The 16,253-nt window shown below is 64.0% G+C and carries 15 protein-coding genes; 10 read left to right on the top strand and 5 right to left on the bottom strand.

The genetic code is table 11. From position 1 onward, the window contains the following. The first annotated feature begins 103 nt into the window (after nt 1-103). The 5 genes from ACIPZG_RS05225 (at nt 104) to ACIPZG_RS05245 (ending at nt 7,995) form a co-directional block, all read left to right on the top strand. Nucleotides 104-1,975, top strand: coding sequence for a DUF1302 domain-containing protein (locus ACIPZG_RS05225; protein WP_400711022.1), 1,872 nt, complete (start codon nt 104-106; stop codon nt 1,973-1,975). 26 nt (nt 1,976-2,001) lie between these two features. Then, nucleotides 2,002-3,357 (top strand): DUF1329 domain-containing protein, encoded by a 1,356-nt coding sequence (locus tag ACIPZG_RS05230; RefSeq protein WP_400711024.1) that lies wholly within the window; start codon nt 2,002-2,004, stop codon nt 3,355-3,357. 70 nt (nt 3,358-3,427) lie between these two features. Beyond that, the gene (locus tag ACIPZG_RS05235; protein ID WP_400711027.1) at nt 3,428-4,378 is read left to right on the top strand and encodes a WD40/YVTN/BNR-like repeat-containing protein; all 951 of its coding nucleotides are present in this window, start codon (nt 3,428-3,430) and stop codon (nt 4,376-4,378) included. 3 nt (nt 4,379-4,381) lie between these two features. Next, nucleotides 4,382-6,766: an RND family transporter gene (locus ACIPZG_RS05240; RefSeq protein WP_400711030.1), complete on the top strand. Its 2,385-nt coding sequence runs from the start codon at nt 4,382-4,384 to the stop codon at nt 6,764-6,766. Between the two features lie 227 nt (nt 6,767-6,993). Then, entirely contained in the window at nt 6,994-7,995 is a 1,002-nt protein-coding gene (locus ACIPZG_RS05245; RefSeq protein ID WP_400711033.1) for a DNA-binding protein, read from the top strand. 63 nt (nt 7,996-8,058) lie between these two features. Here ACIPZG_RS05245 and ACIPZG_RS05250 read toward each other — a convergent pair whose 3' ends face one another. Both ACIPZG_RS05250 and ACIPZG_RS05255 read right to left on the bottom strand, forming a co-directional pair. Further along, nucleotides 8,059-8,565: a GNAT family N-acetyltransferase gene (locus ACIPZG_RS05250; protein ID WP_400711036.1), complete on the bottom strand. Its 507-nt coding sequence runs from the start codon at nt 8,563-8,565 to the stop codon at nt 8,059-8,061. Between the two features lie 10 nt (nt 8,566-8,575). After that, nucleotides 8,576-9,289: an MgtC/SapB family protein gene (locus ACIPZG_RS05255; RefSeq protein WP_008089476.1), complete on the bottom strand. Its 714-nt coding sequence runs from the start codon at nt 9,287-9,289 to the stop codon at nt 8,576-8,578. A 408-nt stretch (nt 9,290-9,697) separates the two neighbouring features. Between ACIPZG_RS05255 and ACIPZG_RS05260 the strand changes: the two genes are divergently transcribed. Beyond that, nucleotides 9,698-10,165, top strand: a complete 468-nt coding sequence (locus ACIPZG_RS05260) for a sterol desaturase family protein (RefSeq protein WP_400711039.1) — start codon at nt 9,698-9,700, stop codon at nt 10,163-10,165. Nucleotides 10,166-10,168: 3 nt separating this feature from the next. On the opposite strand, the gene ACIPZG_RS05265 is transcribed toward ACIPZG_RS05260, so the two are convergent. From ACIPZG_RS05265 to ACIPZG_RS05275, 3 genes are all read right to left on the bottom strand, one after another. Further along, entirely contained in the window at nt 10,169-11,068 is a 900-nt protein-coding gene (locus ACIPZG_RS05265; protein ID WP_400711042.1) for a bile acid:sodium symporter family protein, read from the bottom strand. 111 nt (nt 11,069-11,179) lie between these two features. Then, nucleotides 11,180-11,836 carry an RES family NAD+ phosphorylase gene (locus ACIPZG_RS05270; protein WP_400711045.1) on the bottom strand — a complete coding sequence of 219 codons (657 nt, stop codon included), beginning with the start codon at nt 11,834-11,836 and terminating at the stop codon, nt 11,180-11,182. Beyond that, nucleotides 11,829-12,515, bottom strand: coding sequence for a hypothetical protein (locus ACIPZG_RS05275; protein ID WP_400711048.1), 687 nt, complete (start codon nt 12,513-12,515; stop codon nt 11,829-11,831). Before ACIPZG_RS05275 ends, ACIPZG_RS05270 begins: the two co-directional genes overlap by 8 nt. A gap of 165 nt (nt 12,516-12,680) precedes the next feature. Between ACIPZG_RS05275 and ACIPZG_RS05280 the strand changes: the two genes are divergently transcribed. From ACIPZG_RS05280 to ACIPZG_RS05295, 4 genes are all read left to right on the top strand, one after another. Continuing rightward, complete coding sequence (locus tag ACIPZG_RS05280; RefSeq protein WP_400711051.1) at nt 12,681-13,562, top strand: Dyp-type peroxidase; 882 nt, start codon at nt 12,681-12,683, stop codon at nt 13,560-13,562. A gap of 89 nt (nt 13,563-13,651) precedes the next feature. Continuing rightward, the gene (locus ACIPZG_RS05285) at nt 13,652-14,560 is read left to right on the top strand and encodes an aldo/keto reductase (protein WP_400639591.1); all 909 of its coding nucleotides are present in this window, start codon (nt 13,652-13,654) and stop codon (nt 14,558-14,560) included. Nucleotides 14,561-14,564: 4 nt separating this feature from the next. After that, nucleotides 14,565-15,842: an NTP/NDP exchange transporter gene (locus ACIPZG_RS05290; RefSeq protein ID WP_400711054.1), complete on the top strand. Its 1,278-nt coding sequence runs from the start codon at nt 14,565-14,567 to the stop codon at nt 15,840-15,842. 151 nt (nt 15,843-15,993) lie between these two features. Next, nucleotides 15,994-16,212: a KGG domain-containing protein gene (locus ACIPZG_RS05295; RefSeq protein ID WP_008090016.1), complete on the top strand. Its 219-nt coding sequence runs from the start codon at nt 15,994-15,996 to the stop codon at nt 16,210-16,212. Nucleotides 16,213-16,253: the final 41 nt, after the last annotated feature.

Raw genomic sequence — 16,253 nt, forward strand, 5'->3', positions numbered from 1 at the left:
ATGATTCCGGCGCACTGCTGGGCATGCTTGGGCAAACCAACAAGAACGCTCACCTGGCGGGTCGCAACCTCCCGCCGCGGCAAGGGCGGTACCGGAGACCTGCATGCACAACAACAAGAACGCGTTTGGTCGCTACCTCTTCACGCCGCTGGCCGTGGCCGTCGCCCTGGCCAGCGCCGGTGCCGCGCAGGCGCTGCCGTTTCAACTGGAGAACGGCTGGGAAGGGGAATGGAACACCACATTGTCGGTCGGCTCGCAGTGGCGCGCCGAAAACCAGGACCACGACCTGTTCAGCGCCGCCAACGGTGCGCTGCGGGGCAAGTCCGGTGGCACCGGCGGATCGGTGGATGCGGGCAACCTGAACTACGACAAGGGCGACCGATTCAGTAGCGTCGCCAAGTTCGTCACCGACCTGTCGCTGCGCAACGGCGACATGGGCGGTCTGGTGCGGGTCAAGGGTTGGTACGACGAGGCCCTCAAGGACGAGGACGTGAATTTCGGCAGTGCCAACAATGGCTATCGCAAGAAACCCCTGAACGACGACGGTACCGCGGACCTTCAGAAGTTCAGCGGTGTGTACCTGCTCGACGCCTATGCCTACAACACCTTCTACCTTGAAGAAACCCCCGTCCAGGTGCGTCTGGGCCGCCAGGTGGTGAACTGGGGCGAGAGCGTGTTCATCCAGGGCATCAACCAGATCAACCCGCTGGACGTGCCGGCGTTGCGTCGTCCAGGCACCGAGCTCAAGGAAGCGCTGATTCCGGTATGGATGGCCTACATGAACATCGGCCTGCCGGCCGGTGTCTCGCTGGAGGCTTTCTACCAGCTCAAGTACGAGAGCACCGCCATCGAAGGTTGCGGCCACTACTGGTCGGTCACCGAGAGTGGCGTTGGGCAAGACTACGGTGACTGCGAGCTGGGTACGTTCCTTGGCGGCACCAATCCTTCTTCGCCAGACAAGATCGCCGCCGGCGCCTACCTGCCGGAGGTCAAGGGCAAGGACCCGCACGACAGCGGCCAATGGGGCGTGGCGCTACGCCTGCCGGTCGATGCGCTGGATGGCGAAGTCGGCCTTTACTACCTCAACTACCATTCGCGCACGCCGTACCTGGGCCTGCGCAGCACCGACTCGGCGAGGCTGTCGGAGTTTCCCGACGCCGGCACGCCAACCGCCCGCAATGCCAACGGTCAGTTCGTCGGGCCGAGCTGGGAATACCCCGAGGACATTCGCCTGTTCGGCCTGAGCTTCAGCACCACCCTGGCGGGCTGGTCGATCGGCTCGGAGCTGAGCTATTCGCCGAACCAGCCGGTGCAGATCAACGGCGCCGACCTGCTCAACGGTGCCCTGGCCGGTATCGGCCCGGCGGCCGACCTGCTGCAGCAAGTGCGCCTGAACAGTTCGCCGTTCACCGCCGGCTGGGATCGCTATGAGAAGACCCAGTTCCAGGTCAACGGCGTCAACGTGTTCCCCAACGTGCTCAAGGCCGACAACCTGACCGTGGTGGCCGAAGCAGGCTTGCAGTGGAACAACGTGCCTCAAGGGGAGGGCGATCGTCGCTACGGACGCGGCTTCATCTACGGGCTGGGCTCTTCCCCGACCATTCCCGCCGGTGGCAGCACCTGCAGCAACCCGGTGGCCGGATTGGTCAACGCGAGCCCCGCCGGTTGCAAGAACGACGGCTACATCACCGACTTCGCCTGGGGTTATCGCCTGCGCGGGCAGCTCGATTACAACAACGTCTTCGGCACCAGCGTGACGGCGTCGCCCTATGCCTTCTTCGGCCAGGATGTCGATGGCGTGTCGGCCGATGGCCAGTTCAACGAAGGCCGCATCACCTCCGCCCTGGGTATCAGCTTCGATTACAACAAGCAGCACAAGCTCGATTTCAGCTACGTCAGTTTCGACAACAGTGCCGAATACGACCCCCTCCACGACCGCGATTTCTACGCCGCCAGTTACAGCTACAGCTTCTGACAGAACAACAACAAGAGGTGACATCGATGAACAAGACACTCCGCGCCGCACGCCTGGGCGGCCTTGCAGCGGCCATCCTGCTGGCCTGGTGCAGCCAGGCTCAGGCCCAGATCAGCGAGCAACAGGCCGCGCGCCTGGGCAACGACCTGACGCCACTGGGTGGCGAGAAGGCCGGCAACGCCGACGGCACGATTCCACCTTATACCGGCGGCATGACCCAGCCGCCGGCAGGCTGGAGCCCTGTCCAGGGTTACGTCGACCCGTTTGCCAACGAAAAGCCGCTGTTCACCATCACCGCCGCCAACCTGGCGCAGTACAAGGACAAGGTCACGCCCGGGATGCAGGCGTTGCTGGCGAAGTACCCGGCGTTCCGGATGCCGGTGTACCCCAGCCACCGCACCGCTGCAGTCCCGCCGGACATCGCCGCCAAGGTCCGCCAGGAGGCGGTGCACGCCCAGCTCAACGGCTTCGGCGTCAGCCAGCTCAATGGCACCACCACGCCATTCCCGATTCCGCAGAACGGCCTGGAAGCCATCTGGAACCACAACCTGCGTTACCTGGGTGGCGGCCTGCAACGCACCTATGCCTCGTTCCCGGTACGCGGCAGCGGTGACTACTACACCCTGCGCATCCAGGAAAACCGCGTGTTCGATGCCAACATGGACAAAGCGTCGGACAACCGCCTGCTCAACTATTCGGCACGCTTCATCTCGCCGGCCACGCTGGCCGGTACCGTGCAACTGGTGCACGAGCCGATCGATCAGGTCCAGGAAGTGCGCTCGGCGTGGATCTACAACGTCGGCCAGCGCCGTGTGCGGCGCGCGCCGGACCTGGCCTACGACAATGTCAACGATGGCACCGAAGGGCTGCGGGTAACCGACGACTTCGATGGCTACAACGGCGCGCCCGACCGCTTCGATTGGAAACTGGTCGGCAAGCGTGAAATGTACGTGCCCTACAACGACTACAAGCTCGGCGCCAAGGAGGTGAAGTACAAGGATGTGCTGACGGCCAATACACCCAACCCCGACTACATGCGCTATGAACTGCACCGGGTGTGGGTGGTGGAGGGGACGCTGCGCCCGGACGCCAAGCACGTGTACGGCAAGCGTGTGATGTACCTCGACGAGGACTCCTGGACCGTGCTGGCCAGTGACGCCTATGACACCCGTGGCACTTTGTGGCGTGTCGGCGTGCACCCGCTGGTGCAGTTCTACGACGCCCAGGTACCGTGGTACCGGGCGAACATCTGGCATGACCTGAGCAACGGCAGCTACTACCTGGCTGGCCTTGCCAACGAAGAAACCCAGCCCTGGACCTTCGGCATCAAGGGCCGCTTCGCCGACTTCCAGCCTGACGCCCTTCGGCGCATGGGCAAATAACCCCCACTCCGTTCGTTGAACCAGGCTCGGGCCACCCACGGTGGCCCGTCCGGTCACTGGAATCGCGCTCATGTCTTCACGATATCTGCTGCTGTTGGCGGGCCTGTGCCTGCCTGTTTCACTGGTTTGTGCCCAGGCGCCCGCGGCCGATGATGCCGTGCGTCCTGACCGGGTACTGCTTCTCAACCTTACCGACACCGGTGAAAACCTGATCGCGGTAGGCGAACGCGGCGTGGTGCTGCGCTCGCCGCACGATGCCCATGACTGGCAAAGCGTGCGCACCTCGACCACCCGTACCCTGGCCGGGGTGGCCTTCGTCAACCCCCAGCGAGGTGTTGCCGTGGGCCACGGCGGCACACTGCTGCGTACCGACGACGGTGGCCTGCACTGGCAGGCGGTTGAAACCGACAGCGGTGAGGATGCCTTGCTGGGTGTCGCCGCGCTGGGGGAAGGGCGGTTGGTGGCTTGGGGCGCCTTCGGCCTGTACCTGCTGTCGACCGACCAGGGGCAAACCTGGCAACGCCTGAGCGTGCTGGGCGAGGACTTCGACCGGCACATCTCGCAAGTCATCGCCCTGGCCAATGGCGACTGGCTGATGGTCGGCGAGAGCGGCACCCTGGCCCGCTCCACGGACCAGGGCGAGCACTGGCAGGCACTGCAGAGTCCTTACCAGGGCAGCCTGTTCGGTGCCCTGCAACTCAAGGACGGCGGCCTGCTGATCTATGGCATGCGCGGCAACCTCTGGTACTCCGCCGATGGCGGGCAGACCTGGCAGCCGCGCCAGACCGGCACCACCTTCGCCCTCAACGGCGCCGTGCAGTTGCGCTCGGGCCGCGTGCTGCTGATGGGCAACAGCGGCTTGCTGCTGGCCAGCGACGACCAGGGCCGCAGCTTTGCTGCCCAGCCTTCCACCCAGGCAAGCCTGGCCCGCGCCCTCGAACAGGACGACGGCACGCTGCTGGCCGTGGGCGATCGCGGCGTCATGCCGCTTACCGTGAATGCACGCAAAGGGCAGGAATGATCGATGAGCATGCAGCAGAACCTTGATGGCCAACTGGCGCGCCAGGCTTTCTCCCGCGGGCTGGTCGGGCGGGTGTCCTACTGGATTTTTCACCAGCGCAAGCCGTTGCTCGCGCTGTTCGTCCTGATCACCCTGGGGCTTGGCTACAGTGCCAGCCACCTCAAGGTGGAGGCGGGGTTCTTCAAGATGATCCCGCTGCACCACCCCTACATGAAGACCTTCCTCGACTACCAGAAGGACTTTGGCGGCGCCAACAAAGTGCTGGTGGCGGTGAAGAACAACCGGGGCGAGGTATTCACCCCGCAAGCTATGGCGGTGTTGCGCAAGGTATCCGACGAGGTCTTTTTCATCGACGGTGTCGAGCGCAGTTCGGTGACGTCGTTGTTCACCTCGAACGTACGCTACACCGAAGTCGTCGAAGACGGTTTCACCGGCGGCAACCTGGTCGACTCCAGCTACGCTGGCACCGAGCAGCAGATCGCCCAGGCCCGTGAACGCACCCTCAAGTCCGACTGGGTGGGGCGCATCGTCTCCAACGACCTGTCCTCGGCCATGGTGGTGGCAAACCTGCAGGAAACCGCCCCGGCCACTGGACAGCGCCTCGACCTGCAGCAAGTGGCCAAGCGCCTGGAGCAGATCCGCCAGGAGAACCAGACGGCCGATATCAGCATCCACGTCATCGGCTTTGCCAAGTCCATCGGCGACATCGCCGACGGCGCCTCCGGGGTGCTGGTGTTCTTCGTCATCGCCTTCGTGATTACCGCCGTTCTGCTGTACTGGTACTGCGGGTCGCTGATGCTCACCGGCTGGGCGCTGATCTGCGCGACAGTACCGGTGATCTGGCTGCTGGGCCTGCTGCCGCTACTGGAGCTGACCCTCGACCCGATGTCGATCCTGGTACCGTTCCTGATTTTCTCCATCGGCGTCTCCCATGCCGTGCAGATGACCAACGCCTGGAAACTGGAAACCCTGCACGGTGCCGATGGCGTGACCGCGTCGCGCAACTGCTTCCAGAAGCTGTTCATCCCGGGTGCCGTGGCACTGCTGGCCAATGCCCTGGGCTTCATGGTGATTGCCCTGGTGGACATCGAGATGGTGCGCGAGCTGGCGATCACTGCGACGCTGGGTGTCTCGGTGATGATCGTCACCAACAAGATGCTGCTGCCCATCCTGCTGTCGTTCATGCGCCTGTCCGCCGCCGATGCGAGCAAGTTGCGCGGCAAGGAAACGCTCGGCGCCGGGCTGTGGGAGCGCCTTGGCGTGCTCGCTACCCGCCGCGGCGCAGCGTGGGCACTGGGGTGCGCGGCGTTGCTGCTGGCTGTCGGCCTGTTCGAGGCGCGCAACCTGCACGTGGGCGACATCGGCGCAGGCGTGCCGGAACTGCGCGCCGACTCGCGTTACAACCAGGACGTGGCGGTGATTACCCGTGACTTCGCCATCGGCGTCGACCTGCTGCAGGTGATCGCCCGGGCCAGCGGGGATGAAGAAACCCCTTGCGTGAAGCGCGAGGTGCTCGACCCTGTCGCTGAGCTGGAGCTGTACCTGCGCCAGGATGACGGCGTGTCGTCGGTGCGCAGCCTGGCCGGTTTCGTCGCCAGCATTACCCAGGCCTACGCCGAGACCGACTTGAAATGGCGGGTGCTGCCCGAGTCCACCGCCCAGATCGCCCAGGGCGTCGGCTTTGCCACGCGGGTGGGTACCGAGTACATGAACAGTGCCTGCAACGCGATTCCGGTGTCGATCTACACCCGCGACCATCAGGCCGACACCATCAGCACGCTGATGGACAAGATCAAGGCCTTCAAGGCCGCCCACGACAACGATCAGGTCAGTTTCCAGCTGGCCTCGGGCAACCTTGGGGTCATGGCCGCCACCAACGAAGTGGTGCATGCCGGCGACCGGCTGGTGAACGGTGCGCTGTTCGCTTCGGTCACGCTGCTGTGCCTGTGGATGTTCCGCAGCTGGCGCATCACGCTCTGCGTGATCGTACCTCTGGCATTGGTCACGGTGCTGTGCAACGCGCTGATGGCGTTGCTGGGCATCGGTGTGAAGGTCAACACCTTGCCGGTGGTCGCGCTTGGGGTCGGCGTGGGCGTGGACTACGGCATCTACCTGTTCGAACGGATCAAGCACGAAATGCAGGAAGGGCGGATGAGCCTGCGCGATGCCTTTGTCGAAGCGCTGAAGCAGCGCGGTACTGCCTCGGTGTTCACGGCGGTCACCATGACGCTGTCGATCGCGACGTGGGCTTTCTCGACTTTGAAGTTCCAGGCCGACATGGGCGTGCTGCTGGCGTTCATGTTCCTGGTCAACCTGTTGGGCGCCGTTCTGCTGCTCCCCGCGCTTGCAGCCTGGCTGCTACGCCCAGACACGCTTGCGCGCGACTGAACATCGACGCTGGTCGGCGTTTTGCCGACATACCCGGCCCCGTGGTTTCAGGGCCGGGTTTTTTTATGCATGCAGATCAGCGGCGAAATTTTGTCAATCCGAACATTCACATACGATAAGCCGTGATTATTCATTGATAGAAATGGATTGAGTATTTCGTTGATAAAAGACAAAATACACCTGTAATTACATAATACGTAACACGGTACGAAATCGTAGGAGCGATCATGGCCCGGGGCGGCATCAACAAGGCGGTAGTGCAACAAGCAAGGCAGGTGCTGATCGCCCGGGGCGAACACCCGAGCATCGATGCGGTACGTATCCAATTGGGTAATACGGGTTCCAAGACCACCATCCATCGCTACCTCAAGGAGCTCGAAGAACTGAAGCCGGCCGCACTCCAGGGCACAGCGGCGCTCAGCGAACCCTTGTCGAAGCTGGTGGCACAACTGGCAACGCAGCTACAGGAAGAGGCAGACACCTGCGTCGAGCAAGCCGAAGCGGCATTCCAGCAAGCGCGCGAACAGCTCGAAGCGCAACTGCAACTGGCCCAGGAGGCGTTGGCGGCCGCTCACCAGCAACGGCAGATTCAGGACGCCGCCTTGGCAGCCGAGTCGGAACGGCTGGCCTCCACCCACAGCACGCTGCAGGCCGAACAGCTGCGCAGCGCCAGCCTCAACCAGGCGCTTGGCGAGCTGCAGGTGCGCCTGACCGACAAGGACGAGCAGGTGCGCTCGCTGGAAGAAAAGCACCGGCACGCCCGCGATGCCCTGGAGCACTACCGCACGGCCAGCCGCGAGCAGCGCGAGCAAGAACAACGGCGTCACGAAGCCCAGGTGCAGCAGCTGCAGGTCGAACTGCGTCAGTTGCAGCAGGGCATGATCGTCAAGCAGGACGAGTTGACCCGCCTGCACCGCGACAACGAGCGCCTGCTCGGCGAACACCGCCAGGCCAGCAGCGAGCGTCAGGTACAGGACCAACTGCTGGAACAACGCGATGCGCAGATCCAGGGCTTGCGCACGATCCTGGCCCAGGCCCAGGGCGCCAGCGAAGAAATGCGCCGGCAATTGCAGGCGCAGGAGCAGAGCCTGGAAGACAAACGCAGTATCTGTGCGGAGCAGGGGCGGCAGTTGCAATACCTGAAAGACGAATTGCTCAAGCGTGATGAGTCGCTCAAGGCCTGCCGTGCACAGTTGGCCCAAGGCCAGGCAGCCGATAAAGGGCAGTGAGCGCTGCGTGGGTGTTGAACGATGCGCCGCTGCAACGCTCACTGGAAGCCGCGAAAGCGGGCATCAACGCAAAGTCAGTTGCATGGCGCATCGGGCCTCCAGCCCCTGCGCGCGCTCGCCGGCCATCACAGCGCTCAACCTCGCACTCAGTTGGTCGTGGGCACTCACTTCGAAGCCGTAGCGTGCATAGAAAGGCGCATTCCAGGGCACATCGGTGAAGGTGGTCAGGGTCAGTTGCTGCAGGCCACTGCGGCGGGCAACAGCAACTACCTCATCCAGCAGGCGTCTCCCGATGCCTTGGCCCTGGGCCTCCAGGCGCACGGACAGTTCTTCGATATGCAACGCCTGGTCCTGGAGGCTGGCACAGATAAAGCCCAGTAACTGGCCCTGAGCTTTTTCTGCCACCCAGCTGCAACGTGAATCGATGAATGCCTGGTGCGTAGCCCCATCCAGCACTTCACCTTGGGCCAGCCACGCCAGTTCAGGGCGTTGGGCGAACGCTTGCGCGGCGGAGCGCTCAATGGTCATGAGGTGTGGTACATCTTCGTGGCGGGCAGGGCGTACAAGCATCATGCGTTCCTCAATCCGTCGTCATCGCCTGTGGCTGCAGTTGCCAGCGCACCGAGCTTACGCCTTTTTCCAAGCTCACTCGGCTGACCAGGCGCTCCAGTTGCGCCGGCGCCTGCGGGTTGCCCAGCAGCTCGGCGCGCACTTCCAGGCGGGCTGGGTTGGGCAGGTCTTCGCTATGCAGTGACTGCAGGCGCAGCTCGGGGTCGCCCAGGCTGTGCAGCATCAGGCTGCGCACCTGGATTTCGTCCTCGGCGCGGCAGACGACACGCACCTCGAACCGTTGTTCGACTTCACTGGCCGGCAACACTTCCTGGCGATCCAGGCGCTGGGCGATGTCGCGCAGCAGGATGTTGGCGCACAGCACCACCAGGCTACCCAGGGTTGCCTCCAGCAGCAGGCCAAGGCTGCACAGGACGCCGACCGCCGCGGTGCACCAGAGGGTGGCGGCGGTGTTCAGGCCGCGCACATTGAAACCGTCGCGCATGATCACGCCGCCCCCCAGGAAGCCGATGCCCGAAACCACGTAGGCGGCAACGCGTGAAGCGTCGGTGGGGGCCATGCCCGGCACAGCCTGGGTCATCAATACGAAAAGGCAGGCGCCGGTGCTGACCAGCGCGTTGGTGCGCAGGCCGGTGAGGCGCTGGCGCAGTTGGCGCTCGGCACCGATCAGGGCACCGAGCAGCAGGGCAATGCTGACACGCAGCAGAAAGACTTTCCAATCCATAGCAAACCTCTAGCGCGGGGCTAATGCCCGCTCGAACGCCATGTCGATGGCGTGGTTATGAAAAACCAGAAATGCGCAGGACCACAAAGGGGAGAGGGGAATGCAGCCGCAAGGGGCTGGGAGAAATTCCACCGTCTGGCCAGGGGCGAGACAGTGGCAGGACGCTGCCGGACTAGCTCGCCGAGTGGGCCTGTCGCAAGCGACTGGGGCTACTGTCCAATGCAGGACTCCTGTGCAGGGGTGCGAAATTGCGACGCGGACCTTACGCACCGCAGCAAGCGGGGTCAAGGGCAGAAAGATGACAATGGCTTAATCGAGAAATGCCCTACAACCGGTCACTGCCGCATGGAAAAAAAGGCGGGCAATCGGTACCCTTGCGGCACTTTTCACCTTCACCCGGACCGTCACATGCTGTTCAATTTCCTCGTGCTGCTCGGCACCCTGGTGGCCATGGAAGGTGTCGGCACGCTGGCGCACAAGTACATCATGCATGGCTGGGGCTGGTGGCTGCACCGTTCGCACCATGAACCGCAGCTGGGCATGCTCGAAACCAACGACCTGTACCTGGTGGCCCTGGGCCTGATCGCTACCGCGCTGGTGGCGCTGGGCAAGGCCGGCCACGCACCGCTGCAGTGGGTCGGCGCGGGCGTGGCAGGCTACGGGGTGCTGTACGTGCTGGCGCATGACGGTTTCTTCCATCGTCACTGGCCGCGCCAGCCACGACCGGTGAACCGCTACCTCAAGCGCCTGCATCGCGCCCACCGGCTGCATCACGCGATCAAGGGCCGTACCGGCAGTGTGTCGTTCGGCTTTTTCTATGCGCCGCCCCTGAAGGTCCTCAAGCGCCAGTTGCAGGCTCGACGCGACCGCGCCTGAGCGTCAGTTGGCCGCTTCCCCCTTGGCGGGGACCTCCACGCCAGCAGGCCCACGGCTCACCCACCAGCCGAACGCAGCAGCGGTAAAGAACATGATCAGGCTGTACAGCGCCGCCGGCACCGCCATGGTGGCGTTGTTCAGCAGTGACGGGCTCAAGGCCAGGGCGATCGCCAGGGTGCCATTGTGGATGCCGATCTCCATGCCGATGGCGATGGCCTGACGCTTGGGAATGCTGAGCAAACGCGGCACCCAGTAACCTACCGTCAGGCTGATCAGGTTGAACACCAAGGCCGCCAGACCGACCACCGGGGCGTACTCGACCACCGTCTGCCAGTCCTTGGCCATCGCCAGGACAATGGTGAAGGCCAGGAACAACGCGGCCACCAACTTCATCGGTTTTTCCATGCGCGCGGCAAACGCTGGCGTCCAGCGACGAATCAGCATCCCCAGCACCACCGGCAGCAGGACGATGGCGAACACCTGCATGACCTTGGCGAACTGTAGCGGTATGGCTTGGTCGGAGGCCATGAACCAGCTCAGCGACAGGTTCACCAGCAAGGGCATGGTCAGGATCGCGATCAGCGAGTTGACCGCTGTCAGGGTGATGTTCAGCGCCACGTCACCGTGGGCGAGGTGACTGAACAGGTTGGCGGTGGTGCCGCCCGGTGACGCTGCCAGCAGCATCAGGCCAACCGCCAGCGCCGACTCCAGGCCAAAGCCGTTGGCGATCAGGAAACAGAGAAAAGGCAGCAGCAGAATCTGACATACCAGCCCGACCACCACAGGTTTGGGGTATTTCACCACCCGAGCGAAGTCGGCCAGGGTCAGCGACAAGCCCAGGCCGAGCATGATGATGCCCAAGGCCAGGGGCAGGAAGGCGGTGAGCAGGGGCGAGGCGGTCATGGGCAAGCACTCGGATGAACGATCCGGAGAGTCTAGGTCGGCATCTGGCGATCGCTAATTGCATAGCGCCATCGCTAGGTAACTTTTTGTTACTGAGCGGCGCACGGCGCTTCAGTCCGCATCAGGCAGCAGCAGAACCCCGATGCGCTCAGCCAAATCAAGCAGGTCGGCGAAAGTGGCTGGGTCGCTCAACAAGTCTCGGCTGGCCGCGTGGGCCTGTAGAACAGTGCCGGCCACCCGGTCGCCGAACAGGACGAGCGCAACGGCCTCGTCGTCCTGCCGCGACACCCAGCGAAGTCCCTGCGCTTGCGGGGCAAAGGCGTGGATGGCTTCGGCCCATTGCCGAGTGTAGGGATAGCGTTCTGCCTCGGTGTCGATCAGTTGTGAACGCGGCACTCCCAGCAGGCGCAGGGCCTTGCTGGACAGGTCGACCAGTTGCAGGTCTGCGCCCAGCACCACCTGGGAATGAAGGTTGCCGGCGTAGCGGCGCTGCTGCACGGCTTTGAAACCCGGGGCATAGGGTATGTCGTGGAACACCGTTTCCATGGCCGCGCAGTGGAGCGTGGTACCGGCATACAGGGTAGGGATGACTTGACCGTCCGCATCCTTGATCGGGCTGAAGCGGGCATCGCCCACGCCGGTCGGGTTGTATTGCACAGCGCCGAAGCGATTATTGTGGATGCGATGGAGGAGGGTGCCAGCCGCCAGGGTAATGAACGAGAGGTTCAATGCCTCACCTGGAGCCGGCAACCTCGGTGGTTTAGCCATGGGTAATACCGGCAACCTCTTGCTTGGCAGCCGCTACGACGCGCTCTGGTGCACTGCGCAGCAGGTCCTGCGGGCGCTTGGCGCCAAGCCAGCTGTTCACGGACATGAACCAGTAGGCCATTTCCCAGCCATCTTTCATCGGTTCGAGCACCGTGATCAGTTCCTTGAGCACCGGCAGCGGACGATAGCTGGCGGTTTCATCGAGCCCATAGAGCGGGAAGTAGTCGACGCCTTCGTGGCGGAGGGCGAAGAGGCGCTTGTCACGCTTCCATTTGCTTGGTTGCGAGCTGGGGTTGGCGGCGCTGAAGTTAGCCAGACTGGCGATTTCTCCCGCGCTGACCCAATCACCGCTCTGCAGCACGGCGGTCTTGGCTTTCGCCAGCATTTGCGCTTGCTTGAGCTGCGTCGAGGTCACAGGTTTGGCTGGAACCAAGGCCTGCACGATCAGTTTGACGGCCTCTTCGGGTGCCCCCGCCACGCGTGCGGAGAAGTACTGCCCGAGCATTTCCAGCGCACTGACGTAGACATCCAGCTGCTTGGCGCTGTCGGCGTTCACTTCGATGACGATGCCGGTCTTCGACTGGGTTCGCCCCTTGGCTTTCTCCAGGCGTGTCAGTAACTCCCGGACATTGCCCACCGCGGGGTGGCCAATACTGAAGATGTCTGCTGCTTGGGCCATTGCTCCTCCTCGCGGCAATCATGATTACCGCTTTCAATGCTAACCATCCTATCCGCAAGCCCTGCTTGCCGCAAGCCACGCCGCCGCCCCTGCGGCATTGGCTGCGTTGCGGTAGCGATGCTGGCGCAGTAGCATTCCCGCTTTTAGCGAAAGGATTAGCCCGTCATGCCGTTCCAGCAAGGTCTGCTTGCCACCCCGGTGCCGGCCCAGGCCCGCCATCTGTTCTTCACGTTGCAGTCGCCCGAAGCCCTGCCTGCGGTGCTGGATGCGCTGCTGCCACAGGTGGATGGCCAGCGTCTGATTGTCGGTATCGGCGCGCCGCTGGTGAAGGCGCTCGGCCGTGAAGTGCCCGGCCTGCGTGCGTTTCCGCAGCTGGATGCGGTGGTGGAGAACCCGAGCACCCAACACGCCCTGTGGCTGTGGCTGCGTGGCGACGAACGCGGCGACTTGCTGTTGCAGGCCCAAGCCCTGGAAGCTGCACTGGCCCCGGCCCTGCGGCTGGCCGACAGCGTTGACGGTTTCCTGCACCGTGGTGGCCATGACCTGACCGGTTACGAGGACGGTACCGAAAACCCGGTCGACGAGGAGGCCGTGGCGGCCGCCATCGTTGCCGGCGATCAGCCAGGTCTGGCGGGCTCCAGCTTCGCCGCTTTCCAGCTGTGGAAGCACGACCTGGAATACTTCAAGTCACTGCCCCAGGCCGACCAGGACAACATCATCGGTCGACGCCTGGCCGACAACGAAGAGCTCGATGACGCCCCGGACTCGGCCCACGTCAAGCGCACTGCCCAGGAAAGCTTCGCGCCCGAGGCGTTCATGGTCCGCCGTTCGGTGGCCTGGGCCGACAGCCGCGGCGCCGGCCTTGCGTTCGTTGCCCTGGGCCACAGCCTGGAGGCCTTCGAAGTGCAGCTGCGGCGCATGAGCGGCCTGGAAGACGGCATCATCGACGGCCTGTACCGCTTCAGCCGGCCGCTGACCGGTGGTTACTACTGGTGCCCGCCCATGGCCGAAGCCGGCCTGGACCTGAGCCTGCTGCTGCAGGCTTGAGCCCTAAACATCCCGACACAGAATCACCGGCCAATGCAGGCGGGAGCGGCTAGCCTTGAAAGTTTCCGACATATGACGGGAGCTTTGCCATGTATGGTCGTCGCGATGTCCTACGTGCCAGTGCGGCTTTGGGCTTGCTGGCCGCCAGCCCCTGGTTGCACGCCGCTACCTCCCCCGGGTTGCTGACCCGCAAGGTCCCGTCCACTGGCGAGGCCTTGCCGGTGATTGGCGCCGGCACCTCCGGCAGTTTCGAGGTAGCGCCCGATTCGGCTCAGTTCCAACAGCTCAAGGCAGTGCTCAAGGCGTTTTTCGACGGCGGCGGCAAAGTCATCGACACTTCGCCGAACTATGGCGGCGCCGACAGTGTGCTCGGCCAGTTGCTGGAGGAGGGCGGCTGGCACCGGCAATGCTTCATCGCCACCAAGATCGCCGCCGACAGCCGAGCCGACGCCGAGGCGCAATGGGCGGGCAGCTTGAAAAGCCTGCGCACCGACAAGGTCGACCTGCTGCAGATCCACAACCTGCGGGACTGGCAGACGCAACTGCCCTATGCCCGTGAACTCAAGCAGCAGGGCAAGACCCGCTACGTCGGCATCACCCATTACCTGAACAGTGGTCACGATGAGGTCGCCAGCATCGTGCGCCGTGAGCCGCTGGACTTCATCCAGATCAACTACTCGGTCAACGCCCCGCAAGCCGCGCGCGAACTGCTGCCCTTGTGTCAGGACAAGGGCGTTGCGGTCTTGATCAACCGGGCGTTCGACGATGGCCGCCTGTTCGGCCGGGTGAAGGATCAGCCGCTGCCCGCCTGGGCGGCGCAAGCCGGCATCGGCAGTTGGGCGCAGTTGTTTCTCAAGTTCGCCATCAGCCACCCGGCGGTGACTACGGTAATCCCCGCGACCGGCCGCCCTGAGCGCCAGCTCGATCAGCTCAAGGCTGGGCATGAACCCTTGCTCAGCCAGGCGCAGCAACAGGCGCTGATCCAGCAGTTCGGCTAAGGCCATGGCCCGCTGGCGCAAACAGCTGGAGCAGGGGCTGAACATCCGGCCTGGCGAGGGGCCGGCCGTTGTCGCGGGGCTTGCGCTGTTCTACCTGCTGTTCACCGGCTACTTCATGCTGCGCCCGGTGCGCGAGACCATGGGTGTGGCCGGGGGTGTCGACAACCTGCAGTGGCTGTTCACCGGCACCTTCATCGCCACCCTGGCGTGCCTGCCGCTGTTCGGCTGGCTGGCCTCGAAGGTGCGGCGTCGGCATATCCTGCACTGGACCTACGGGTTCTTCGCCAGCAATTTGCTGCTGTTCGCCGTGATGTTCGCCCGTCAGCCGGACGACGTAGCGCAGGCGCGGGCCTTCTATATCTGGCTGTCGGTGTTCAACCTGCTGACCATTTCGCTGGCCTGGAGCGTGCTGACCGACCTGTTCGCCAGCGAGCAGGGCAAGCGCCTGTTCGGCCTGCTGGCGGCGGGGGCGAGCTTGGGCGGGCTGAGCGGGCCGGTGCTTGGCGCGCTGCTGGTCGCGCCGTTGGGCCATGCGGGCCTGGTCATGCTGGCGGGCCTGTTTCTGCTCGGCAGCATGGTCGCGGCCGAGTACCTGCAGCGCTGGCGCGACCGCCACCCCTTGCCTGCGGCGAGTGAACAGCCCGCTTCGCGGCCTTTGGGCGGCAATCCCTTTGCCGGTGCAACAGCCGTGCTGCGCTCGCCGTATCTGTTGGGCATCGCCTTGTTCGTCGTGCTGCTGGCCAGCGTCAGTACGTTCCTGTATTTCGAGCAGGCCCGCATCGTCAGCGAGACGTTCACCGACCGCACCCGCCAGACCCAGGTATTCGGCCTGATCGACAGTGTGGTCCAGGCACTGGCGATCCTCACCCAGGTGTTCATTACCGGGCGCCTGGCCAGGCGCATGGGCGTCGGCGTGCTGCTGGTGGCCGTGCCGCTGGTGATGGCGGCAGGTTTCCTGTGGTTGGCGCTGGCCCCGGTATTTGCGGTTTTCGTGGTGGTCATGGTGGTTCGCCGGGCAGGCGAGTACGCGCTGGTAAGGCCGGGGCGAGAAATGCTCTTTACGGTGTTGCCGGCCGAGGACAAGTACAAGGCCAAGAACTTCATCGATACCGTGGTCTATCGGGGCGGTGACGCCTTGAGTGGCTGGGTCAAGCGGGCGCTGGACGTGTTCGCCGAGCACCCGCAGATGGCCATGCTGATCGGCGCACTGATCGCCGTGGGCTGGGGCCTGACCGGGGGCTGGCTGGGCAGGCGCCAGCGGCAACTGGACAGCAGCGACTGACAACCCTGCACACCAAATAAGTAACACCCGTTTATTTAACGCCACCGGTCCGAACGCTTGGCGATAAAACGAATCCCTCGCTATCGCCGAACTCCGAACCTATGTACGGCGTTCTGCCGTGCATTTCCGAAGTCACATGAGGTTTCAGACCATGGCTAACAAAGAGAACAGCCGTACCGGCAGCCAGGGCGGCCAGGGTGGCACCAAGAACCCAGGCAACTTCGCCAATGACCGGCAAAAAGCTTCCGACGCCGGACGTAAGGGCGGGCAGTCCTCCGGCGGCGGCATGAGCCAGGACCGCGAATCGGGCCGTAAGGATGCCGATATGAACAAGGACCGCGAGTCGGGCCACAAGGGCGGCCGCTCGTAATTGAAGCCTGCGCAGTGCCGGGGCGACCTGGCACTGCAGGG

The sequence above is a fragment of the Pseudomonas sp. NPDC089395 genome, assembly GCF_044749525.1.
Taxonomy (GTDB): Bacteria; Pseudomonadota; Gammaproteobacteria; order Pseudomonadales; family Pseudomonadaceae; genus Aquipseudomonas.